The organism is Leptospira johnsonii (assembly GCF_003112675.1).
GTDB classification, from domain to species: domain Bacteria; phylum Spirochaetota; class Leptospiria; order Leptospirales; family Leptospiraceae; genus Leptospira_B; species Leptospira_B johnsonii.
This window is the reverse complement of the sequence record NZ_BFAY01000006.1, coordinates 377,405-400,688: the sequence shown is the minus strand read 5'-3', so window position 1 is coordinate 400,688 and position 23,284 is coordinate 377,405. Positions and strand designations below refer to the sequence as shown.

The 23,284-nt window shown below is 42.8% G+C and carries 21 protein-coding genes; 20 read left to right on the top strand and 1 reads right to left on the bottom strand.

The genetic code is table 11. The features are described from left to right. From infB to LPTSP_RS05425, 20 genes are all read left to right on the top strand, one after another. Nucleotides 1–2,065, top strand: a 2,065-nt coding sequence (gene infB / locus LPTSP_RS05520; RefSeq protein ID WP_108927802.1) for a translation initiation factor IF-2, incomplete at its 5' end; no start/stop codon positions are given. 7 nt (nt 2,066–2,072) lie between these two features. Beyond that, nucleotides 2,073–2,426, top strand: a complete 354-nt coding sequence (gene rbfA, locus LPTSP_RS05515) for a 30S ribosome-binding factor RbfA (RefSeq protein ID WP_108927801.1) — start codon at nt 2,073–2,075, stop codon at nt 2,424–2,426. Beyond that, nucleotides 2,383–3,309, top strand: a complete 927-nt coding sequence (gene truB / locus LPTSP_RS05510; protein ID WP_108927800.1) for a tRNA pseudouridine(55) synthase TruB — start codon at nt 2,383–2,385, stop codon at nt 3,307–3,309. Before rbfA ends, truB begins: the two co-directional genes overlap by 44 nt. A gap of 51 nt (nt 3,310–3,360) precedes the next feature. Continuing rightward, nucleotides 3,361–3,627, top strand: coding sequence for a 30S ribosomal protein S15 (rpsO, locus tag LPTSP_RS05505; RefSeq protein ID WP_108927799.1), 267 nt, complete (start codon nt 3,361–3,363; stop codon nt 3,625–3,627). A gap of 10 nt (nt 3,628–3,637) precedes the next feature. Continuing rightward, a complete protein-coding gene (gene pnp / locus LPTSP_RS05500; RefSeq protein WP_108927798.1) occupies nt 3,638–5,725 on the top strand; it encodes a polyribonucleotide nucleotidyltransferase in 2,088 nt (695 codons plus the stop codon). A 43-nt stretch (nt 5,726–5,768) separates the two neighbouring features. Beyond that, nucleotides 5,769–7,061, top strand: coding sequence for a M16 family metallopeptidase (locus tag LPTSP_RS05495; protein ID WP_108927797.1), 1,293 nt, complete (start codon nt 5,769–5,771; stop codon nt 7,059–7,061). A gap of 1 nt (nt 7,062) precedes the next feature. Beyond that, nucleotides 7,063–7,497, top strand: coding sequence for a dUTP diphosphatase (dut, locus tag LPTSP_RS05490; RefSeq protein ID WP_108927796.1), 435 nt, complete (start codon nt 7,063–7,065; stop codon nt 7,495–7,497). A gap of 80 nt (nt 7,498–7,577) precedes the next feature. Then, the gene (locus LPTSP_RS05485; RefSeq protein WP_108927795.1) at nt 7,578–10,382 is read left to right on the top strand and encodes an FtsK/SpoIIIE family DNA translocase; all 2,805 of its coding nucleotides are present in this window, start codon (nt 7,578–7,580) and stop codon (nt 10,380–10,382) included. Nucleotides 10,383–10,484: 102 nt separating this feature from the next. Beyond that, nucleotides 10,485–11,216: a LolA family protein gene (locus LPTSP_RS05480; protein ID WP_108927794.1), complete on the top strand. Its 732-nt coding sequence runs from the start codon at nt 10,485–10,487 to the stop codon at nt 11,214–11,216. A gap of 25 nt (nt 11,217–11,241) precedes the next feature. Then, a complete protein-coding gene (locus LPTSP_RS05475; RefSeq protein ID WP_108927793.1) occupies nt 11,242–12,372 on the top strand; it encodes a helix-turn-helix domain-containing protein in 1,131 nt (376 codons plus the stop codon). Nucleotides 12,373–12,380: 8 nt separating this feature from the next. Continuing rightward, on the top strand, nt 12,381–13,706 hold the full coding sequence (rimO, locus tag LPTSP_RS05470) for a 30S ribosomal protein S12 methylthiotransferase RimO (protein ID WP_108927792.1): 1,326 nt from the start codon (nt 12,381–12,383) through the stop codon (nt 13,704–13,706). Then, complete coding sequence (gene pgsA, locus LPTSP_RS05465; protein WP_108927791.1) at nt 13,703–14,437, top strand: CDP-diacylglycerol--glycerol-3-phosphate 3-phosphatidyltransferase; 735 nt, start codon at nt 13,703–13,705, stop codon at nt 14,435–14,437. The genes rimO and pgsA overlap by 4 nt, the downstream gene beginning before the upstream one ends. Next, nucleotides 14,427–15,437: an anthranilate phosphoribosyltransferase gene (trpD, locus tag LPTSP_RS05460; protein ID WP_108927790.1), complete on the top strand. Its 1,011-nt coding sequence runs from the start codon at nt 14,427–14,429 to the stop codon at nt 15,435–15,437. Before pgsA ends, trpD begins: the two co-directional genes overlap by 11 nt. Nucleotides 15,438–15,491: 54 nt before the next feature. Next, complete coding sequence (gene yajC, locus LPTSP_RS05455) at nt 15,492–15,830, top strand: preprotein translocase subunit YajC (RefSeq protein WP_108927789.1); 339 nt, start codon at nt 15,492–15,494, stop codon at nt 15,828–15,830. Nucleotides 15,831–15,870: 40 nt separating this feature from the next. Continuing rightward, on the top strand, nt 15,871–16,581 hold the full coding sequence (locus tag LPTSP_RS05450) for an SRP-less Sec system protein (protein WP_108927788.1): 711 nt from the start codon (nt 15,871–15,873) through the stop codon (nt 16,579–16,581). Between the two features lie 10 nt (nt 16,582–16,591). Continuing rightward, nucleotides 16,592–18,532 carry a protein translocase subunit SecD gene (secD, locus tag LPTSP_RS05445; protein WP_108927787.1) on the top strand — a complete coding sequence of 647 codons (1,941 nt, stop codon included), beginning with the start codon at nt 16,592–16,594 and terminating at the stop codon, nt 18,530–18,532. Next, nucleotides 18,525–19,463: a protein translocase subunit SecF gene (gene secF, locus LPTSP_RS05440; RefSeq protein ID WP_108927786.1), complete on the top strand. Its 939-nt coding sequence runs from the start codon at nt 18,525–18,527 to the stop codon at nt 19,461–19,463. Before secD ends, secF begins: the two co-directional genes overlap by 8 nt. Next, nucleotides 19,460–20,734 carry a bifunctional diaminohydroxyphosphoribosylaminopyrimidine deaminase/5-amino-6-(5-phosphoribosylamino)uracil reductase gene (locus LPTSP_RS05435; RefSeq protein ID WP_108927785.1) on the top strand — a complete coding sequence of 425 codons (1,275 nt, stop codon included), beginning with the start codon at nt 19,460–19,462 and terminating at the stop codon, nt 20,732–20,734. The genes secF and LPTSP_RS05435 overlap by 4 nt, the downstream gene beginning before the upstream one ends. Then, a complete protein-coding gene (locus LPTSP_RS05430; RefSeq protein ID WP_108927784.1) occupies nt 20,716–21,321 on the top strand; it encodes a riboflavin synthase in 606 nt (201 codons plus the stop codon). The genes LPTSP_RS05435 and LPTSP_RS05430 overlap by 19 nt, the downstream gene beginning before the upstream one ends. Nucleotides 21,322–21,436: 115 nt before the next feature. After that, nucleotides 21,437–22,642 carry a bifunctional 3,4-dihydroxy-2-butanone-4-phosphate synthase/GTP cyclohydrolase II gene (locus tag LPTSP_RS05425; protein ID WP_108927783.1) on the top strand — a complete coding sequence of 402 codons (1,206 nt, stop codon included), beginning with the start codon at nt 21,437–21,439 and terminating at the stop codon, nt 22,640–22,642. On the opposite strand, the gene pdxH is transcribed toward LPTSP_RS05425, so the two are convergent. Then, nucleotides 22,639–23,280: a pyridoxamine 5'-phosphate oxidase gene (pdxH, locus tag LPTSP_RS05420; RefSeq protein WP_108927782.1), complete on the bottom strand. Its 642-nt coding sequence runs from the start codon at nt 23,278–23,280 to the stop codon at nt 22,639–22,641. The genes LPTSP_RS05425 and pdxH overlap by 4 nt on opposite strands. Between the last annotated feature and the right edge of the window lie 4 nt (nt 23,281–23,284).

Sequence of the window (23,284 nt, the reverse complement as noted above, 5' to 3'; positions counted from 1 at the left end):
AGGTGGCGGTGGATATCGCGGCGGTCAGGGTGGCCAAGGCGGCGGTGGATATCGTGGAGGCCAAGGTGGTCAAGGCGGTGGTTTCCGTGGTCCAGGTCAGGGTGGCGGATTTAGAGGCGGCCCTGGAACAGGAGCGCCCCCTCCAGGTTTAGGACCTGTAGAGGGAGGAAGAGGAATCCCTTCCGGTAAAAAACGTAATGATAAAGATAAGGGCGGAAGACCAGACGGACAAGAAGGCTCCGAAAATTCTAAATTCTTCCGACAATCGTATAGAAAACCGAAAGTAAGCGGGCCTACTGGAGTTTCCGTTCCGAAAGAGATCACTCTTTTGGAGAATGTCCAAGTAGGAGAACTGGCTAAGAAAATGAATCTTAAGCCGGGAGATGTCATCGGAAAACTCATGAAAATGGGTATGATGGTGACCATCAATAATATCATCGATGCGGAAACTGCATCTATTCTCGCAGACGAATACGGTTGTAAGGTAAAAGTAGTTTCTCTCTATGAAGAAACTCTAATCGATGAAGAGAAAGACAGTCCTGAAGATTATATCCATAGACCTCCAGTCGTTACTATCATGGGTCACGTTGACCATGGTAAGACAAGACTATTGGATACCATCCGTAAATCATCAGTAATTGATACAGAATCCGGTGGGATCACTCAGCATATCGGTGCTTATCAGGTAAAAACCAATAGAGGGGAAATCACCTTCTTGGATACTCCTGGTCACGAAGCATTTACTTCGATGAGAGCAAGAGGTGCCAAGGTTACGGATATCGTAATCTTAGTGGTTGCTGCGGACGACGGAGTGATGCCTCAAACTTTAGAAGCATTGTCTCACGCGAAAGATGCAAAAGTTCCTATCATAGTAGCTATCAACAAAGTGGATCTACCTACTGCAAATCCAGACAAGATCATGCAAGAGCTCGCCAACCATGGACTTCAATCGGAAGAATGGGGCGGGGATACTATGTATTGCAAGATCTCTGCGAAGGAAAATATCGGGATCGATAAACTATTAGAATCAGTGCTTCTCCAAGCGGAAGTTCTGGATCTGAAATCGAACCCTAAACGTAGAGCAAAAGGTACAATCGTCGAAGCGAAACTGGATCCGGGCCGCGGAGCAGTTGCAACAGTTCTTATCCAAAACGGAACCCTAAGAGTAGGAGATCCGTTCGTGGCAGGAGTATTCTCCGGTAGGGTTCGTGCGATGTATGACGATTACGGTCATCTGATCAAGGAAGCAGGCCCTGCTTTCCCTGTGCAGGTAACCGGACTCGACGGAGTTCCTGATGCAGGAGCACCTTTCGACGCTCTTGAAGACGAGAAGGAAGCAAGAAACATTTCTCAACACCGTATCGAATTCGAAAGGATCGGAAACGCAGGAGCTGCAGGTTCCAAAGTCACTCTGGAAAACATGAACGAGTTCATCAAACAGGGTGCATTAAAAGAACTGAAAGTAATCATCAAAGCGGACGTTCGCGGTTCTGCGGAAGCGATCAAGGAAGCTCTGGAAAAACTTTCCACTTCGGATGTAAAACTGAATGTAATTCAGTCCGGGGCGGGGGCTATCGTGGATATGGACGTGATGCTTGCATCCGCTTCTAACGCGATCGTAATCGGTTTCCATGTTCGTGCGAATCCTAAAACCATCGCACTCGCCGAAAAAGAAGGCGTTCAGATCAAATACTACAACATTATCTATCAGGTTGTAGACGAGATCAAGATGGCGATGGAAGGACTTCTCGAGCCGGAAAGGATCGAAGAAGTTATCGGAACTGCAGAGATCAGAGAAGTCTTCAAGGTTTCCAAGGTCGGAAATATTGCAGGTTGTATGGTTACTTCCGGGAAGATCACAAAAGCTTCCGGTATCCGCGTGATCAGCGACGGAGTCCAAGTGTTCGACGGAAAACTCAAGTCTCTCCGAAGATTCAAAGACGAAGTGGGCGAAGTTGTGAACAATTTCGAATGCGGTATCCAGTTGGAGAACTACAACGACTTCAAAGTGGGCGATACAATCGAAGCTTATACTGTCACAGTAGTAAAACGGAAACTGGAGTAGAGTTAGAGTGAATCCGATCCGTAAAAGGAAAATCGAAGCGGAGACGGTTCGGACCGTCGCCATGATGATCCTGGCCGGAAAAGTCAAGGACCCTCGGGTCCATATGGTTTCCGTTCACAGATCGGAACTCTCGGACGATTCCAAAAATCTAAAGGTGTACGTCACAGCTATCTGTACGGACAAAAAAAAGGAAAAATTACTCGCTGGATTAAATAGTGCAGCGGGTAAATTTGCCGCGACTCTTTCCACAAAACTTAATCTTAGGATGACACCCAAGATGAGTTTTGTTTGGGACGAAGAATATATCCAAGGTTTAGATGAATCCCTCCGACTTACGAGAAAACCAACAAATCCGGACTGAATTCGGATTTCTCCTCTTGGATAAACCGGTTGGAATGACCTCTTCCGATCTGGTTTTAAAAGCCAAAAAGGCCCTTGGACTCAAAAAAGTAGGACATACAGGTACCTTGGACAAGGCAGCCTCCGGTTTAATGGTGCTTCCTGTCGGAACTTCAACCAGCTTCTCCCAAGTATTTTTAGGTAAAGATAAAGAGTATGAGGCGGAGGTGCAGTTCGGCTTCTCCACTGACTCTGGGGATAGAGAAGGTCTTGTAGTAGAGGACTGGGAAACTTCTAAGGTCCAAAATTGGTACCAAGAATCTTTGCCCAAATTGGAAGAAGTGCTTTCTAAGGTTTCCAGTTGGGAAGAACAGATAGCGCCTGAAGTTTCCGCATTGAAGGTCCAAGGACAGAGAAGAGCAAAGTTATTCAGAGAAGGAATTTCTGTTCCACCAAGCATTCGTAAGATCAAAATATTCGAATTCGAAGCAGGAGAATTCTGCCCAGAAGGTTTCAAATTGAGGACCAGAGTTTCAGGCGGGACTTATATCCGTAAGCTTGTAATGGACATAGGGGCAGAAGTTGGGATTCCAATGTGTCTCAAGTCTTTGAACCGGACCAAGGTGGGAAAACTTAAGCTGGAGCAGGCGGACACCTACGAGGCGTTGTTACTCGGAAAAGCAATCATACATCCCCCGGAAGAGATCCTGGACATTCCTTCGGTAGAGATCCCAAGTACCGAGGTAAAAGACGTTTTTCACGGCAAAAAGATCAAATTGGACTGGGTCCCGGCTCAGGAGTTCCTACTTACCTCTCCGGAAGGAGAGATTTTGGCATATTGCAGGAGGGATGGACTTCCTGGCAGCCTTTCCTATAAATATTTGAAGGTCTTTTCTAAAATTTAGCTTGGACAGGGGGCTAGGCCCCCGAAAATTGGCAACAGGTACAATCAAACTATGGTAACTACGGAACAAAAGAAGCAAATTATTTCCACATTTGCAAAAGGAAAGGGGGACACCGGTTCAACGGAAGTTCAAGTCGCCCTCCTAGATGCTCAAATCAAAGATCTTAACGAGCATTTTAAAACTCATAAGAAAGATTTTCATTCTAAAACAGGCCTTCTTAAATTAGTAAGCAAACGTAAAAAATTATTGGAATATCTAAAACGCCAAGATCTAGAACGTTACAAAAAGCTAATTGAAACTCTCGGACTCCGTAAGTAAGGAGTCCTTCATGGCTAAAACTATTAATGGCCAATTTGGCCGTGATTCCATCACTCTCGAAACGGGAGACTGGGCGAAGCAAGCCCACGGGTCCGTAGTATATAAAACCGGAAATCTCGTTCTACTCGCAACCGTTTGTGCCGCTGACGAACCAAAAGAAGGACAAGACTTCTTCCCGCTCACTTGCGAATATTCCGAAAAAATTTACTCAGTTGGTAGATTCCCAGGCGGATATTTCAAAAGAGAAGCAAAACCTTATGAACATGAGGTTTTAAATTCCAGGATCATCGACAGACCGATCCGTCCTCTTTTCCCGGAAGGATATTTCTGCGAAGTACAATTGCAGGTTACCGTTCTTTCCGCGGACAATGAAATTTCCACTGCCGGTCATGCGTTGAATGCAGCTTCTGCCGCATTAACGATCTCTAATATTCCTTTCAATGGTCCGATTGCCGGAGCAAGAGTAGGAAGAATTAACGGAGAACTCGTAATTAACCCTGGTAACAAAGAGCTTCAGAATTCTGATTTGGATCTGGTCGTTGCCGGTACCAAAACCCATATCGTAATGATAGAGGGAGAGGCAAAAGAATTATCCAACTCTGAGATGTTGGAAGCTTTAAAGTTTGCGCACCAACATATCGTAAAATTTGTAGAGCTTCAGGAGTCCTGGGCAGCGCAACTACAAGTAGTCAAAAAAGAAGTTAAACTCAAAGTAAAAGATGAGACTCTTTTGGGCGAAGTCCGTAAATATGCGTTCGATAAGATTTCCGCTGCAAATAAGACTGCCGATAAAGCATCTCGTAATAAAGAAATCTCTAATGCAAACAAAGAAGTGGTAGAACACTTCAAAGAGACCGTAACCGAATCCGAAAAGATCAAGGACATCAAAAATTTCTTACATGAACTCGAATACGAGATCGTAAGAGAGCAGGTATTAAAAGAAGGAGTTCGTTTCGACGGAAGAAAGTTGGACGAGATCCGAAATATCAGCGTAGAGATGAGCCCTCTTCCGGGAGTTCACGGTTCTGCAGTATTCACCAGAGGACAAACCCAGTCTTTGGGAACAGTTACTCTTGGAACAGCTTCTGACAACCAACGTTATGAAACATTGGAAGGCCAAAAAGAAAAGAACTTCATGCTTCATTATAATTTCCCTGCGTTCTCAGTGGGAGAAGTTAGAAGATCTTCGGGACCAGGTCGTAGAGAGATCGGTCACGGAAACCTGGCAGAAAGAGCATTAAAGCTGGTACTTCCTAAGCAGGATGATTTCCCTTATGTGATCAGAGTTGTATCCGAAATTTTGGAATCCAATGGATCTTCTTCCATGGCTTCCGTATGTTCCGGATCATTGGCATTGATGGCAGCAGGGGTTCCGATCAAGTCTGCAGTTTCCGGTATCGCAATGGGATTATTCTCAGACGAAAGCGGAAGATTTGCAGTACTATCCGATATCGCAGGATTGGAAGACCATTTCGGTGATATGGACTGTAAGATTGCAGGAACCAGAAAAGGGATAACTGCATTCCAGATGGACTTAAAAGTAACAGGTGTTGCGTTTAACGTTCTAGAAGCAGTTTTTGCTCAGGCAGAAAAAGCTCGTTTCCATATTTTGGACGTGATGGAAAAATCCATTTCCAAGGCTGCAGATTCGGTTTCTCGCACGGCTCCTAGAATTATCGTAAAATATATACCGAAAGATCGTATCGGGGAACTGATCGGTCCGGGCGGTAAAAATATCCGTGGAATCATCGAAGCCTCCGGTGCGGATATCAATATAGACGACGATGGAAAAGTAACGATCGCAGGAGTCAACCAAGAGCAGGCAGAAAAAGCGGCAGGAATGGTTGAAGGATTCTTCGCGGAAGTAGAAGTAGGAAAAATTTACGAAGGCAAAGTGAAACGGATCACCGATTTCGGGGCCTTTGTGGAGATCCTACCTGGTAAAGAAGGACTTTGCCATATTTCCAAACTGGATTCCAAGCGTGTGAATTCTGTTAAAGACGTAGTCAAAGAAGGTGAGATCATCCGTGTCCGCGTATTGAACGTGGATAAAACCGGAAAGATCGATCTTTCCAGAAGAGACGCTCTGGAAGTTTAAAAACGAATAAGACCGGCGAAAACTTTTCGCCGGATGTCTACCATTGGTTTTTCTGGAAGAAAAAAATCATAAAAAAACTTTAGGGAATGGACTTGTGGTCTTGTTCCAAAGAGCTCCTTATTCCGTAAGCGTGTCTATGGGAGTGTACGTAAAAGTGGGATCCAGGTCTGAGACTTTGGAGAATGCTGGTTACTGCCATTTCCTAGAGCATATGCTTTTCAAAGACACAGAAAAGCGTACTGCAAAACAACAAGCGGAAGATTGGGAAAGAGTAGGAGCTTACTCCAACGCAGCCACTTCCAGAGAATATACTTACTTTCATGCAACCTTAGCTTCCAGAGATCTGGAACTCGGATTGGAATTACTTTCAGATATGATGTTCCATCCTTTGTTTAGGGACCAGGATATCCGCACGGAAGCGGAAGTTGTCTTGGAAGAAATGAAAGGTTATGAAGATTCTCCGGAAGATGCGATCCACGATTTTTATTATAATAATCTATTTTCAGGAAATTCTTTAGGAAGAGATATTATCGGAACAGAGTCTTCTATCCGAGGAGTGACTCCTTCCAGTCTTCGAAAATTTTACGAGACCTATTATCATCCGGAGAATATGATACTTTCTCTTTCCGGAAATTACGAACCTGAGTTTGTTTTTGATCTGGTTTCCAAATACTTCTCTCATTCTTCTAAAAAAGGAAAAGAAGGAACATTCGAAACTCCTAAAAAAGAATTCGGATATTTCCGCAAGGGGAATAAGGAAACGGAACAGGCCTATTTTATTTTAGGCGGAGAAGGTTTTCCTCGCAATTTCCACGACGCTACTAGACTTTCTCTTCTCACTCATGTATTAGGCGGGGGAATGTCTTCTCGTTTATTCCAAAAGGTGCGGGAAGAAAAAGGACTTTGTTATCATATCACAAGTTATCCTTCTTCTTATCGTGACGTAGGGATCAATTCGATCGTATGTTCCACTTCCAAGGAAAGATTTGCGGAAAGTCTTGAACTAATCTTGGAAGAATTAAAACTTTTCGTGGATAAGGGAGTGACTTCCCAAGAATTGAAAGACGCTAAAACCAACCACGAGGGAAGTCTTTCTATCGGTTACGAACATACAGAAAGTAGAATGAATAATATCGCTTTCCAAGAACTGTATTACGGAAAATACAATTCTTTACAAGATCGGATCAAAGAGATCCATTCCGTAACGAAAGAAGAGATCAATCAAACCGTCAGAAGAATATTCGCACTTCCTACATTACATCTTTCTGTTTTGGCAAAATTAAAAGTTAAAGAAGAACAAAAGATCAAATCCATTTTCGGATCCTACTCGTACTAATATGAAAATCCCGGTTAAAAAGTTAAAAGAGAAGGCCCTCCTACCGGAGATCAAAACATCCGGTTCCGCCGGTTACGATATTTCCGCATGTTTAGATTCCAATTTGGAACTACCAGTGGGAGAAGTTGTTTTAGTTCCTACAGGACTTTCTTTTGCTATTCCGGAAGGATTTCATTTTGAGATCAGACCCCGCTCAGGATTTTCTACTAAATTTAAGATCCTCATTCCGAATACTCCCGGCACGATCGATTCAGATTATAGAGGAGAACTTATGGTTCCTCTTCTCAATCTGGGAAAAGAACCCTATATTTTAGAAGACAAAACCAGGATCGCCCAACTTTTGATCCGCCGCACCTGGCATACCGATTGGGAATTGGTGAACGAACTTCCTGAATCCGAAAGGGGAGCAGGCGGCTTCGGTAGTACAGGTTTCTGACCCTTTTTTCCACTCTGCATCCCTTTTTCCCATATTAAGTCTCTTTTCGGATTTCGATTTTCTGCCGATGCTTAGGGAGTATGGATAGAAAGGACCAAATAGTCGGACAAAACATAGCGATTTGGGAAAAGGGCCGGGCGGCATTGCCGTATCTTCTGCTTTTTACCGGGATTTTTCTGACACTTTCCTTGGGTTCTTTTACCATTGCTGAAAATGGGGTGCAGGCTAATCTTTTCGGAAGGTTGGGCCATTATCTTTCCTGGGGATTTTTGTATCTATTCGGGAATGCTTCCTTTGTTCCTGGGATCATGTTGATCCTTACAGGCGGGATCCTTCTTGCGAAACCTGCCCAGGATATTACCAACAAACTTCTTACCATTCCGTTATTCTTACTCGCAGTCGCGGTGAGTCTGAACGTTTTCGGAAATGTTTCCACTGTCCCATTTGCATCTAACGGCGGTGTTTTGGGCCAAGCATTAGCAGTGGCTTTGGAATATCTTCTTGGTGCTACTGGAAGACTTCTGATCCATTTCGTGGTCTATTTTTACGGCATACTTGTTTATCTGAACGAATCTCCGGTCCATTTTTTAGGAAGGCTTCTTGCACAAAGCGGTCGGGACTGGAAGGAGCAATGGCTTTCCGGTTATATGAATGGAAGAACTAAAAAAGAAGAAGAAATCCAAAATTACGATCCAATCTTTCCTAAAACCAAATCTGCAGATTGGTCCACTGGTTTGGCGGGAATGATGAATTCCGTAAGTTCTCGGAAACAAACCGATACGGAAATTTCGGAAGATAATGTGCCTCCTTGGTTTCGCAGAGAAGTTTCGGGACATTCTTCGGAAAAACAAAATCCAGTGAAAAGTCCTGCGAATTTGGAATCTTATATCCAAAAGGCAAAAGGCGGTTTTAAGGTTGCAGACCTAAAAGAATCTAACGTGCAATATAAAAATTCAGGTCTTCTTCAGGGCTTTTTTGAGGAAGATAGAAAGATCTTCCAATTCCAAAGTGCATCTACTCGTCTCGTGGATAAGGTATATGGAGTTCAGGAAAGAAAAGAAGAAGTTCCTACCGTTTCTAAAAAAGCATGGGAGATCCTGGATCTTAGAAGTGAAACTTCTAAGATTCCTTCTTTCCAGAAAGAAGAAGTCCTATCTGCGGTTCCTGAAGCAGAAGACTCCCAGGAAGAAGACGGCGAAGAATTAGAAGACTGGACAGAAGAGGAAGATTCTTTAGTAGAACTCGAAAACTCGGAAGAAGAATACGAGAAAGAAGCAGAAGAATCCGACGAACTGGAAGATATTTTAGAAGTTGAGGAACCTAAGGCGATTGAAGCGCCGGAGGTGGGCATTCCAAGTACGTTACCTTCTACTCCTGTTGTAGTTCCTACAGTCGCTCTTGAAAAGAAACAAGAGAAGCCGAAACAATCTGAACTTCCTTTTCCTCCTGTTTCTATGGTGCCGGTATTCCATTCTAAACGATCTGTATATCATATTCCTCTAAACCGTTTGAAGAGCAATCCTACAAAAGTCCAGGATGCACTTTTCAAGGTAGAATCAGAAAAGGTGGCATTCGAGATCGAGAATGCACTGAAAGTTTACGGTTACGAAGCTAAGGTCGTGGGTTGGGAAAGAGGTCCTATCATTACTCGTTATGAAGTTACTCCTCCTCCTGGGGTAAAACTAGGAAGGATCACTTCTCTAACCGACGAGCTTAGGATGTATCTTGCGGTTAAAAATATACGTATCGTTGCTCCTATTCCTGGTAAATCCACGATCGGTATCGAGGTTCCAAATAAACATAGAGAGGATGTTTTCTTAGGAGATATATTACGTTCTTCTTTAGCTCCTAAACCTAAAAAAGATCTGAACATAGTCATCGGTAAGGATATCTCTGGTAAACTTGTATCGATCGATCTGAATAAACTTCCTCACTTGCTTGTAGCGGGAACTACCGGTTCCGGTAAATCTGTTTGTTTAAATGCAATGATCGCTTCTCTGGTCTTAAATCTTTCTCCGGAAGAAGTTCGCTTTATCATGATAGACCCTAAGATGGTGGAGCTTACTTTGTTCGAGGATATTCCTCACCTTCTTATGCCTGTGATCAAAGATGCACGTAAGGCAACCAAGTCACTTTCTTGGGTGATCCAAGAAATGGAAGCGCGTTATGAGGCTGTTTCCCAATTGAAGTGTAGGGATTTCCGTTCTTATAATGAGAAGGTAGAAGAACATTACCACAAAGAAGGTTATAATAAAATGCCTTATCTTGTGGTGTTCATCGATGAGCTTGCGGACCTGATGATGGTTTCCGGTAAAGACCTGGAAGATGCGATCACTCGTATCAGCCAGAAGTCCAGAGCGGTGGGGATCCACTTAGTGATGGCGACCCAAAGACCTTCCGTAGATGTGATCACCGGTCTTATCAAGGCGAACTGTCCAGCAAGGATCGCGTTCCATGTGGCCCAAAAAACGGACTCCAAGATCATTCTGGATATGAACGGTGCGGAATCTCTTCTTGGAAAAGGAGATATGTTGTACAAGTCTCCTACTTCCGCCGACCTGGCAAGGATCCAAGCTCCATTCATTTCGGAAGAAGAGATAGAGAAGATAGTAGAAGAGGCCAAAAAATATGGAGCTCCTACCTACGTAGACTTCGATCTCGAAGAAGAAGTTGAATCCGAATCTGCAGAAGAGATGGACGAGGAGCTATTCGATAAGGCCTGGGAAATCGTAAGAACCGATAGAAAGGCGAGCGCGAGCTACTTGCAAAGACGTTTGAAAATCGGCTATAATCGGGCCGCTCGGATCATGGAATTAATGGAAGAAAGGGGATACGTTTCTCCAATCCTGGGATCTAAGGGACGGGAAATTTTAAGGTCCGCTTAAAAATTCGACCCGGTCTAGGAATTTCCAGGCCGGGAAAAGAAACCAAGTGACAGGGGGGCGGATACTCGCCATCCTGGAAAAAAATCCCTGCATTACCTGAGAATGAAAGATACCAGAAGCAATCGTTCTATATTTATAGCCCTCGGCCTTGTCGTTTTATTCGGCAGCTTCTCCCTGGGCGCTCAGTCTTCCGCGAAACACCATTGGAATTCCCCTTCGGAAGTGGTTAAAAAAGTCAGAAAAACTTTTTCGGACCTGAAATCGTATAAGGCTGATTTCGTGATCCAAACGGAAGCGAACAAAAAAGTGGTCACTAAAAAAGGTGTCTGCTATTATAAGAAGGGCGGAAAGATCAAATACGAATTCTCGGATCCTTCCGGGGACGAGATCGTTTCCGACGGCAAAACTCTTTGGATCTTCATCAAAAGGTTGAATGCCGCAGGTAAACAAGACCTTACATTAAATAAATCTAATAAATCTGGTCCCATTTTTTCTCCTATGACGGAGGAAGGCCTTTCCAGGATTTTCAGAAAGTATCATTATAAATTCGAATCCATAGAACAACCTCAGATCTCTCCTAAAGACAATCGCCAATATTTTGTATTGGCTTTGGAACAAAGAGAGAAGATCGGCGGTTACGAGACTATGACTCTTTATGTGGATGCTCAAACTTCTTTCATTAAGAAGGCTGTTGCAAGTGACGGAAGAGGCAAGACGACCACTGTGGAATTTTTCGGAGTAGATCCGAATGCAGATATCGAGGATGGAGTATTTAATTTCCGTCCGGATGGTAATTCTAAAATCGTAAATAACCCCTTGGTTTCGGAAGAATAAATCTTCCTAGGATAGGAGAGCGAAATTGAATCAGAAGCGAGTAGGGCAAATCCTTAGAGAGGCTAGGGAAGAAAAAAAGCTCACTGTAAAGGACGTATCCAAGGATACGAATATTTCCGTTAAGTACATTCTTGCATTGGAGACAGAGGACTATGCTCAGTTTCCGGGAGAAACTTTTACCATAGGGTTTCTAAAAAACTATGGTAGTTACTTAAAATTAGATACGGGGATGCTGATCAATTTATACAGAGGGGAGAAGATAGAAGAATCCCAGGCTCCTTTGGAAGAGTTGACCAAACCTACTTCCAGCTTTTATTATGATCTAAATTTCGATAAGAACAAACTGATCACCGCGATCTCAGTTCTGATGGTAGCAATTGCTGCGGTTCTACTCTATACCTTTATTGACGGATCTTCTTCCGGTGACGATGTAGCTGAAGAAAGTGGAAGAAGGTTGGAGATCCCTGAAAATATTGATTTCATCAATCGTTCCGTTCCTGAGACGAGACCTGAAAGTTTTATCTTAACTGCGAACCAAGGTGTGAGTTTTAGTGCGTCTAATCAGCAGTGTAAACTTTTCATTTCTTCCGTGGAACAAGGGTCTGATACAAATACTGCAGTTCTTGCTTTTAATGTGTATCCTGAGCTAACTGTTTATAAGTTCAGATTATCCGAAGGACAGGAAAAAGTTCTCAGCTATTCTATTCCGGAGATCTCTTCTTTACGTAGAAGTATCCGAATTGCCGCTCAAAGTGTTACTGGAAGTTCTGCAAAGGTTTTAGTTTCCTTAAGCGAAGAAGAAAGACAAGGTGGCACTACGGTTCAGCCCAATCCTCAGGGAGAGGATTCCACCAAAACTTTAGGTGATGTTCCGATCCAAGTTACATTATTTTTCTCTAAACCAAGCTATGCAGAGTTCATCATAGACGGTCAGATGGGATTTAGAGGTCTTGTACAAGGTGGAGAGAACAAAGCTCTAGAAGCGAAAGATCGTCTGGAGATCAAAGTAGGAGACGGTTCCGCAGTGGAGATGATCCAAAACGGAAAACCGAAAGTGGTCTTAGGACGCCCCGGAAAATTAGTGAAGAAAGTTTATATAAAAACACCAAACCCTTACGATAGCACACAGTTTATCATTAAGGAGTTGGGCGAGTAAGGCTTCGTTTGGATAAAAAGTTCTACATCACCACTCTTGGATGTCCCAAAAATACCGTGGACTCCATGAGCATGCACCATTCCCTTTTGGAAGAAGGTTTTCTTCCGGCTACAAAACCGGAAGAGTCCGATTTCCATCTGATCAATACCTGTACTTTTATCCGCTCCGCAACAGAAGAAACCATCCAGACCATACTTGGCGCGGCCCACGCTAAAAAGCAAGAGGGCCAGAAACTAGTCGTTGTAGGATGTTTTGCAGAAAGATATCCTAAGGATATTTCCGCAGAAATCCCGGAAGTGGATCTGGTTTTTGGGACTGGAAAATATTCCCAAGCTGGAAAGATCATTAAAGAAGCTTTCCGTAGAGATCTTTCTTCTCCCGCTAAGATCGAATTCAATTCTGATATCGTGGAGAGAATGAAACTTTCTCCTGAGATTGAAAACTATTCCAAACCTTACGCCTATGTGAAAGTTTCAGATGGTTGTAATAGAGGTTGTGCTTTCTGTATCATCCCTTCTCTTCGCGGAAAATTTGTGGATTCTCCTTTGGATGAGATCCTGAAAGATACAAAAAGAGCGATTGCGGCCGGCGCAAAAGAAATCTGTCTAGTTTCCCAGGATACTGTGTATTACGGGAAGGACTCTGACAAACTTCTAGATATGATCAAAGCAGTCTCAGAAGTAGATAACCTGGAAATATTAAGATTATTATATTTATATCCTGATAAGAAAACTGAAAAGATCCTGAGACTTATGGGAGAAATTCCTAAGATTGCTCCTTATTTGGAATCTCCACTCCAACATGTTTCCGAAAGAGTATTAAAAAACATGAATAGAAGCGGTGGATATTCCCAATTTAGGGATCTATATTCTCTCGCTAGAGACGTAAGACCTGATCTGGAGATCAGAACATCTTTCATCTTAGGATTTCCTGGCGAAACCGGAGAGGATGTGGATGAGATCTTAAGATTTGTAGAAGAGACTCGTCCGGAAAAACTGAATTTATTCTCTTATTCTCCACAAGAAGGAACAAAGGGTGCGGATCTGACCCAAACTGTTTCCGATAAGGAGAAGGCGAAAAGGATCAATCTGATCCGAGACGCTCATTTGAAAATCCTCCAAGAGATCCACGAGTCCAGGATAGGCAAAACTTATACTGCGATTGTAGATGGACTGGAAGGAAATACAGCAATTGTCAGACGATTGCAAGACGCTCCCGAGATAGACGAAGTGGTTTATGTGGAAGATCCTTCCTTGAAACCGGGAACAATCGGAAAAGTGAAAATCGAATCCTTCTACGAATACGACATGATGGGAACTTGGTTGGAAACTTGAATCCGAATATAAACTTACCTAATGCTCTTACAATACTAAGAGTTGCCTCTTTACCTTTTTTTATCTGGTTTTTGTACCAAAAAGAACAGGCGTATCATATCGCCGCTCTGGTCTTGTTTTCTATAGCTTCTATTACGGATTTTATAGACGGGTATTTGGCCAGAAAATGGAAACAAGAGACCGAGTTCGGAAAATTCCTGGATCCACTCGCTGATAAGATCATTGTAGTAGGTTGTTTTACTACATTCATTTTTCTGCATGAACAAATAGAACTTTGGATGGTCATTCTGATCATCGGAAGGGATATGCTGATCACAACCTTACGCTATCTTGCGATCCGTTTGGGAAAATCCATCAGAACCACCATGCTTGGAAAGGTAAAGACCGCCTTCCAGATGGGAGCTATTATCCTAATTTTGATCTTCTTCATATTAGTTTCTTCGAATAAAAGGATACTGATCAACGAGGTCTACCAGAGTGGCAAGCTTGCCGGTATGACCGTTTTTGGGATCGCTTCCGAAAACGCAGTTGCCTTCGTGAAGGTTTGGAAGGAAAACGGTGCCCCCGGCTGGAACGAATTGGTGTTTGGATTGGGTGGATTCGTTCCTTATTTCGGAATGCTTTTGACCACTCTGATCACTGTGCTTTCCGGAATACGTTATTTGATCTCAAACAGGGAAGTGATCCGTTACAGCTCTATTCGGAGGGCATTCGGTAAAAATGGAAATTAGACAAGCTATCATCAAAGTTTTAGAAAAAAAGAATCTTACAGTTTCGGAAGCGGAAGCCTCGATCAATTCCGTAATGAAAGGAGAAGTGTCGGAGATCCTACTTTCTTCTTTTTTGACCGCAATGAGAGCAAAGGGAGAAACCGTAGACGAGCTACTTGGTTTCTGTCTGGCGCTTCGCCGAAATGCGCTTAAGCCTAAAACAGTTTTTCCATTCGATATGCTGGACACCTGCGGAACAGGCGGGGATGGAAAAGGAACAGTAAATATCTCCACACTTTCTGCAATTGTACTTTCTTCTTTAGGGATCAAGGTAGCAAAACATGGAAACCGTTCTGTTTCTTCTCATACCGGTTCTAGCGATATTCTAGGAAGATTAGGTTATAATACGGAGAAGACCCAAGAAGAAGTGGAATCCCATCTGGTCGATAACGGATTTGCTTTCTTATTTGCTCCTATGTGGCATCCATCCATGAAGTTTGCAGGACCTGTTCGTAAAGAATTGGGATTTAGGACCTTATTCAATATGATCGGACCTCTAAGTAATCCGTTCTCTCCTCAATACCAGATCATTGGAGTGTACGAACCTGAATTGACGGAAACTTTTATCAGAGTTCTGCAAGGTTTGGGTTTGAGAAGAGCCTTAGTATGTCATTCTAGAGACGGCTTGGACGAATTCTCCATTTTCGAAAAAACGGATTATACTCTATTGGAAGACGGAGTCATCTCCAGAAAAGACTTCGATCCTAAAGAATTGGGCGTAAAAGATCTGAATCCTGCGGAAGTATTTACCAGTGGACCGGACCAAGCAGAGTCCTTGGCAAGAAAAATCCTGGCAGGGGAGAAGATTGCAGGCACTCACGCAGTTGCCTTAAATGCGGGAGCAGGGCTTTTCACCTTGGGAAAGGCTCCTTCTATCCTAGATGGTTACAAAATCGCATTAGAACAGTTGGCTTCCGGAAAAACAGGCGCCTTCTTTCAAAATTTAATTACCAAGGGATAATAAAGGAAAATACTGGTCTCAAAAAGGACCAAAAAAGGAAGCACAGGTTTCATCATGCTCAGTAATCTTCAAAATTTATTCTTATTAGCTCAAGCGGATCCGGCAGGAGCTCAGGGTGGCGGATTTAACACTCTATTATTCATCCCGATCCTATTTATCATTCTGTATTTTATCGTGATCCGTCCTCAAAGAAACGAGGAAAAGAAAAGAAAAACAATGATCGAGAGCCTACAAAAAGGCGATGTGGTCATCACTTCTTCCGGGATCCATGGCAAGGTGGTGGAATTTAAGGACAATAACGAGTCTGTGGTCCTGGCAATCGCTAAAGACACCAATGTTACCTTCAATTCCAGCACGATTTTAAGAAAGAAAGAAAAAGAGAAAGAGGCGTAAATCCGTCTTTCCGATAGTATCAGTATAACCGGTGCGTATCATGAATAAAGTCCTATGCCTCCTTCTTTCCATCTCTTTGGTCCTTCCGATTTTCGGACAGGACGGAGAAGAAATCGATTTTTTGGATAAGGTTTCCGAACCTAAGAAAACTACCACTTCTTCCAAAAAAACTCCCCTTGCAAAAGCTTCTAGAAAGAAAAAAGTAAAGAAGAATGTAGGCAGAAAGAAGAAGGTCGTCGAGTCCAAAGAGACCGAGCAGAAAGAATCCGAGCCTAAGAAAAAAGTAGATCCGGAAATCGCACCAGAAGATCCTACTCAGGGAAAAAATTCAGGAGATCCTAACGGACCGAATGAAACCACTGAGAGAAATCTAAACAAAGAAGTTTCTAATCCGGAAGTTTCGGCTGAGATCCAAAAGCCGTACTGGTTGAATGAAGAAACAACTTTAAGTCCGAGAAATCTACCTGGTTATAACGCTAGCGCTTCTTCTTTACCTAAAGAAGATATTTCTATTCGTGAGAAGTTGGGAGAGATCCTAAAACTCGGAGACGATAAGAAAAAAGAAGAAGAGAAAAGAAAGGCTGCGGAACAAAAAGAGCAGGGAGCCATTGCCGGTTTTTTCTCTGAACATAAAAAGGCGATCATTATTATCGCAATCATACTTGCTTTTGCTTTATATCAATTCAGAGCGAAAGGCGCACGCGTCACTCGGCGTTCCCCTGTGACCATCAACAAAGTGAGAAGAGACTAGGAGTCCGAATTTGAAATCTGTCCAATGGATTTTTGTTCCAATATTGGTAGTTGCGTCTTCATTGACGCTTCTTTACCCAAACTTCGCCGAAAGGGAATTGGAACTCGCAGTAAGAAAAGAATTTAAACAATTACCGGAAGAAACCCGCAAAGAATTACTTTCCAGCTTTGCGGAAAGATGGAAAGCCGATTATAACCCGAAAAGTGACTGGCAGATTGAGCCTGATCCTAGTATTTTTCCTGAGCAGGATTATTATCTAGTCAAAGGAAGATTCATCACTTCTGCAAAGATCAACCAGCTTTCCCAAGAAAACCAGGAACTGATCTTAGAACCTAAGAACAAACTTAGACCTACTTGGGTAGAAGAATATATTTTCGGCGGAAGACCTTTGGCGATCCGTTTGGGATTGGACTTACAAGGTGGAATGAGAGTCGTTCTGAAAGGTGACTTCGACGATTATACTTCCAAATTAAAAGATTCTTATACAAAAGAGATCGAAGAACTTACCCGTAAAAAAGACGATCATAGCCTTTCCGAAAAAGAAAGAAAAGAAGCTCAGGACAAACTGAAAGAGATCGAAAGTTATTTCGAATTAACTCCTGGCAGAAAACTGGCGGAGTTGGAAAAAGCGAAACTTATCATAGATAACCGTTTAACCAACCAAAACCTAACCGAGCCTCAAGTGCGTATCCAGAAGGACCAAGATTCCATCGAGGTTTCCTTACCAGGTGTAAGCAACTCTTCTCAGATCTTAGATATTATCCGAAATACGGAAACTGTGGAATACAGATTGAGAGAACCTTCTGATTCCAACGGAAACTCCAGAGGTACTTACCACGACGCCATTGAGTTAGAAGAAATGAAACTCATGAACCAAGGTAAAAGGGAAGAAACCGAGATCGTTAAATTCCAGAATATCGTAAAACAGAAACTGGGAAAAGACGAGCAGGACAGATTCCTGGCAGCTATGGAGAAGAAGTACAATATTCCTGAAAAATATAAATTGTACGTAAAATGGTCCAGGGCAAATAACCCTAAAGCTTCTCTTCTTCCTAGAGAATTTGTAGTTCTGGAAAGAGCCATTTCTCTAGACGGAAAGGATATGAGAAATGCTCGTGAGAGTTACGACCAGAACAGACTTTCTTATTACGTTTCCTTCTCCTTAACTTCTCAAGGTGCTGAGAAATTTTTCGATATCACTTCCAAAAACGTAGGAAGACAGCTTGCAATCGTTTGGGGAGACAAAGTCATCTCCGATCCAGTCATTCGTAGTCCTATCGCAGGTGGTAACGCTCAGATTGACGGAGAGTTCGGGCAAAAAGAAGCTACAGACCTCGCAAACGTGATCAGTGAGGGTGCACTTCCTATTCCATTGAACGTTTTAGAAATGAGATTTATCGGTCCTACTTTAGGGATCGAATCCATCGAAGTAGGATTAAAGGCGGTCCTTTTAGGATTTGCACTCGTGATCGTATTCATGTTGATCATCTATAGATTGTCCGGCTTGGTTGCGGATATCGCACTTCTCGTAAATGTGATCGTGCTTATGGCGCTTCTATCCTTGATGGGATTCACTTTGACCTTACCTGGTTTTGCGGGGATTATCCTCACAGTGGGTATGGCGGTGGACGCTAACGTAATTATCTACGAAAGGATCAAAGAAGAGCTTGCGGCAGGAAAACATGTTTCCGCAGCAGTTGCCCAAGGTTTTGAGAACGCTTTCTGGACGATTATGGACAGTAACGTAACCACTTTGATCTCAGGGATCTTGATGATCAAATTAGGAAACGGACCGATCAAAGGATTCGCGATCACTCTTTGTTGGGGTATCGTAACTTCCCTGTTTACCTCCTTGTTCTTAAGTAGAATGATCATGGATCTATTGGTAAACAAATTTGGAGTTCGTAAACTCCGTATCGGATTCAAAAAACTGGAGTCCAAAAATGTTTGATTTTATAAAATATAAATACATATCCATTACTTTCTCTACGATCCTGATAGTGATCGGGTTCGGAGTAACCTTCGGAAAATACGGAGGATTTGCTACTTCTTTGGATTTTGACGGAGGTTTAAGAGCCGTAGTCGAATTCCCTGAGAATGTGGAACGTAAAACCTTGGAGGAGTATTTCTCCTCTAAAAACTTAGAAGCTGTTTTGGTCCTTATGGATAAGGATAAAAACGATTACCAAATCGATATAGGCCTAGGCTCTGTAGACCAGATCAAACAACTTTATGTAGAAAGAAAAGGTAAAGATAGTATAGAAGCAAAACAAGCTTCTGCGATCGATGCATTAATAGGACTTTTACAAGAAGACTTCAAATTAGAAAAAAAGAAAATCCTCTCCGCGAACCAAGTAGGTTCCGTAGTAGGGGCCGAGTTGACTTCCACAGGGATCTCTCTTTTGAGTTTAACTCTTTTCTTCATTATGCTTTACTTAAGCTTCCGTTTCCAATTCAAGTTTGCATTGGGAGCAATCTTAGCTTTGATCCATGACTTAGTGATCACGATCGCGTTTATCGGATTTTTCCAGATCAAACCGAGCGTTCCTATTATTGCGGCCCTTCTGACCTTATTAGGATATTCAATCAACGATACGATCGTGGTATTCGATAGGATCCGTGAAAATGCAGGGAACTTGAGAGATGCTTTTTCCCAAATAATCAATATTTCGATCAACCAAACACTTTCCAGAACGTTCAATACTTCCGTGGCGACTTTGATCTCCGTGGTTGCGATTATCATAGGTGGGGCCGTGGAGTTATATGACTTCGCTTATGTTCTTACCTTCGGGATCATCCTCGGAACATTCTCCTCAGTATTTATTGCTGCACCTCTCGTGGATATCTACGATGGCTTGAGTAAGAGGTGGAAACGCTCTTGAGCCATTCCCTCCCGGAAAAAATTCGGGAGGAACTGATCCGCTATTCCTTTGTCTCCACCGGATATTCTAGTCCGAATCCTCCGGTGGCTTGCGTTTTAGAAGATGCCAACACAGGAGAGATCCTGGCTTCCGCTTCTACACAAAAAACCGGACAGAACCACGCAGAAAGAGAAGCCTATCGTTTGCTTCGAGAAAAATTCCCAAACGGAAAACTCCCCAATCATAATGTATACGTAACCTTAGAGCCTTGCTCTCATTACGGCAAAACCCCTCCTTGTATCGATCTATTCTTAGAAGAAAAACCTATTCGTCTGGAATACGGATGGAAGGATCCGAATCCTTTGGTTTCTACTTCTTCCGGTTTGAACAAACTATCAGAGATCGGCATCCAGGTTGTAGAGAATCCTAGATTAGCCGAAATTTCTTCAGAGTTTTTGTTCGGGTTCAAGTCCAGGATAAAAAGAAGAAGGCCTGCAGTTTTACTCAAAACTTCTCTCAGCAAAGAAGGTTATTTCAGTTCAGGAGAAGGTCTTAGGGAGAAAATATCCTCAAACGAATCGGATGTATTTCTCTCTCTCGTCCGAGCCAAGGTGGATGCGATACTGGTAGGACCCAATACTGTCCGAGTCGACGACCCAGGTTTGGATTTTAGAATCCCTTCTTCTTTGCCGAGTATCGCGCCGAATATTTTACGTAATATTGAGAATTTCAATCTAGGTAGGAATTCCTACAAAGGATTTTCTGGACTTGTCTCAGCGGTTTTAGAATATTCTTCTGATCCGAAAGTGTTTGAGATCCATAAAGAAAAAGAGAAGGATTATCAACCTCTAAGAGTTTTCTTTTTACCGGACCAAAATTCTATCAGCGAGAAATTTTTAGAAAAACAAAATCGGATCAATGATAGGATCGAAAAGAAGTATGCCGCATTCTTCTTGGATGAGAAAAAATCTTACGATCCAAGTTTACTAAAACGATTAGAGAACCTTTCCAAATTTCCATTGGAGAAGATCAGTTTCTCGGATGTCTCCAGAATTTTAGAAGTTTTACATTCTTGGGAAATCAACACTGCGCTCGTGGAAGGCGGAAATTTTCTATACAAACTATTTTCTCCCATTCTTACCGAAGATGATGCGATCTTACAAATCAGATCTAATACTGTTTCTTTTCCAAAAGGAATCTTGCCTGAATGGAAGGGAAAATTTTCCATGGAATGGCAGACCGAACTAGGTTCCGATCTTTGGGAGGTGGGAAGATGTTCACAGGACTTATAGAATGTACCGGAAAAATTGAATCTGTCCAAGACACAGGTGACGGTAAAATTTTTAAAGTATCCACCACATGGAAAGATCCCGATCTAAAAAGCGGGGACTCAATTTCCGTTAACGGTGCCTGCCATACTGTTACTTCCTTCTTAGAGAATGGGAACAAATTCGAATTTTATTCTTCTTACAAAACTCTAGAGCTTACTAATTTTGGTAGTTTCCAAGTAGGAACCAAAATTAATTTAGAGAGATCTGTCCTTCCCCATACTAGAATGGGCGGTCATTTTGTGACTGGCCATGTGGATCTAACAGGAACTATTCTCCTTTCAGAAGAAAAAGATTCCGGGAAGGTGAGAAGGTTCGTAATTTCCCATGATCCTTCTTTCACCAAATATTTTGCGGTCAGAGGTAGCGTGACTGTGGACGGGATCTCTCTTACCATCGTGGATTCAAGACCGGGAGAATTCGAATTGGTTCTGATCCCGGAAACTCTTATTGTCACTAATGCTTCCGAGGCATGGAAAGTAGGAGCCAAGGTGAACTTAGAAGTGGACCTAATTGCTAGATACTTGGAACAGCTAGGTAAACACGCTTAGGGGTCTATTCCCGAAACCGTATTCTTGGTTCGAATTACCAACTATCAGTCTCACTTTTCCGAGTTGGCTCGGATTTATCATGGAAAAAAAACAGTCCAAGAAATGAGGTGGAATCATGATCGGCTCCATTGAACAGGCAATCGAAGATATAAAAGCGGGGAAGATGATCATTCTCGTGGATTCCGAAGACAGGGAAAACGAGGGAGATCTGGTTTGTGCCGCCCAATTCACCGACAAAGAAAAGGTGAATTTTATGGCCACCTACGGAAGGGGGCTGATTTGTTTTCCTATGGAGGGAGACAGGCTCAGACAGCTCGGTCTGAACAGAATGGTGGACGACCTGAGTTTGGGAGACAAACACGGGACAGCATTTACTGTTTCCGTAGACGCAAAACACGGAACTACTACTGGGATTTCCGCCCAGGATAGAGCTACTACCATACAAGTTCTGATCGATCCTAAAACTACCCCGGGCGACCTGATGAAACCTGGTCATTTATTCCCTCTACAAGCGGTTTCAGGCGGAGTTCTCAGAAGAGCAGGACATACAGAGGCCTCTGTAGATCTTTCAAAATTGGCGGGGCTTTATCCTGCTGCTGTGATCTGCGAGATCATGAACGATGATGGAACAATGTCTCGTCTTCCTGATCTGGAAAAATTCGCAGAAAAACACGGACTGAATATTTATACAATCGAAGACCTAATTCGTTACAGAAGGAAAAAAGAAAATCTAATCCATCTAGAAGTGGAGACTAGTCTTCCTACCGAATACGGGGATTTTTCCGTCAGAGCTTATTCTACCATCATTGATGATAAGGTGCATGTTGCATTAGTAAAAGGTAAAATTGATAAGAACGAACCTGTAATGGTCCGCGTACATTCGGAGTGTTTTACCGGGGATATTTTCGGAAGCGGGCGCTGCGATTGTGGACCTCAACTTCATTCCGCTCTTTCTATGATCGCTCAGGAAGGGAAGGGTATTCTTCTCTACATGAGACAAGAAGGTAGGGGAATCGGTCTTATCAATAAACTCAAGGCTTATAATATGCAGGACCAAGGTTTGGACACTGTAGAAGCTAACGAGAAATTGGGATTTGCTCCCGACTTGAGAGAATACGGAGTTGGCGCTCAGATCTTGAAAGATATAGGTGTGGGTAAGATGAAACTTCTTACCAATAATCCACGTAAGATCGTCGGGTTAGAAGGTTATGGTCTGGAAGTTACGGATCGTATCCCGATAGAGATCAAACCTACAGGAAATAACCACCATTATCTATTCACTAAAAAAATGAGAATGGGGCATTTACTCGGACTGAACTAAGGTTGTAGTCTGGTTTTTGTCCAGGTAACGCCTACTTTTCGGAATAAGATCCGATCATGTAGGCGGCTTCTTCGTCCCTGCCAAAATTCTATTTCAGAAGCTTCTAATATATAACCGCCCCAGTTTTCCGGCAGGGGAACTGTTTTACCTTCGTATTTCAGTTTTAATTCTTCATAATGTTTATCTAAAATAGATCTATCGTCCAAAGGATCACTCTGAGCAGAAGCAAGCGCACCGATTTGGCTTGCGAAAGGTCTAGAATGAAAATATTCTTCCGAATTTTCTCTAGAAACTTTGGAGATCATTCCTCTGATCCGAACTTGTCTTTCTAATTCCGCCCAGAAAAATACAAGGCAGGCGTTCGGATTAGAATCCAATTCTTTTCCTTTGGAGCTTGAGTAATTGGTGTAAAACTGGAATCCTTCTTTTTCGATCCCTTTGAGTAAAACGATCCTTGCGTCAGGCATTCCGTCTTTCCGAACAGTTGCCAAGGTCATTGCGGTCGGTTCTCTTACTTCCGAACGGACCGCTTGGTCGAACCAAGTTTTAAAAAAATCGATGGGAGAATCTCCTATATCTTTTTCGTCCAGAGAAGCTTTGCTGTATTCGTTACGGATATCGGAGATCTTATTTTGCATCTTG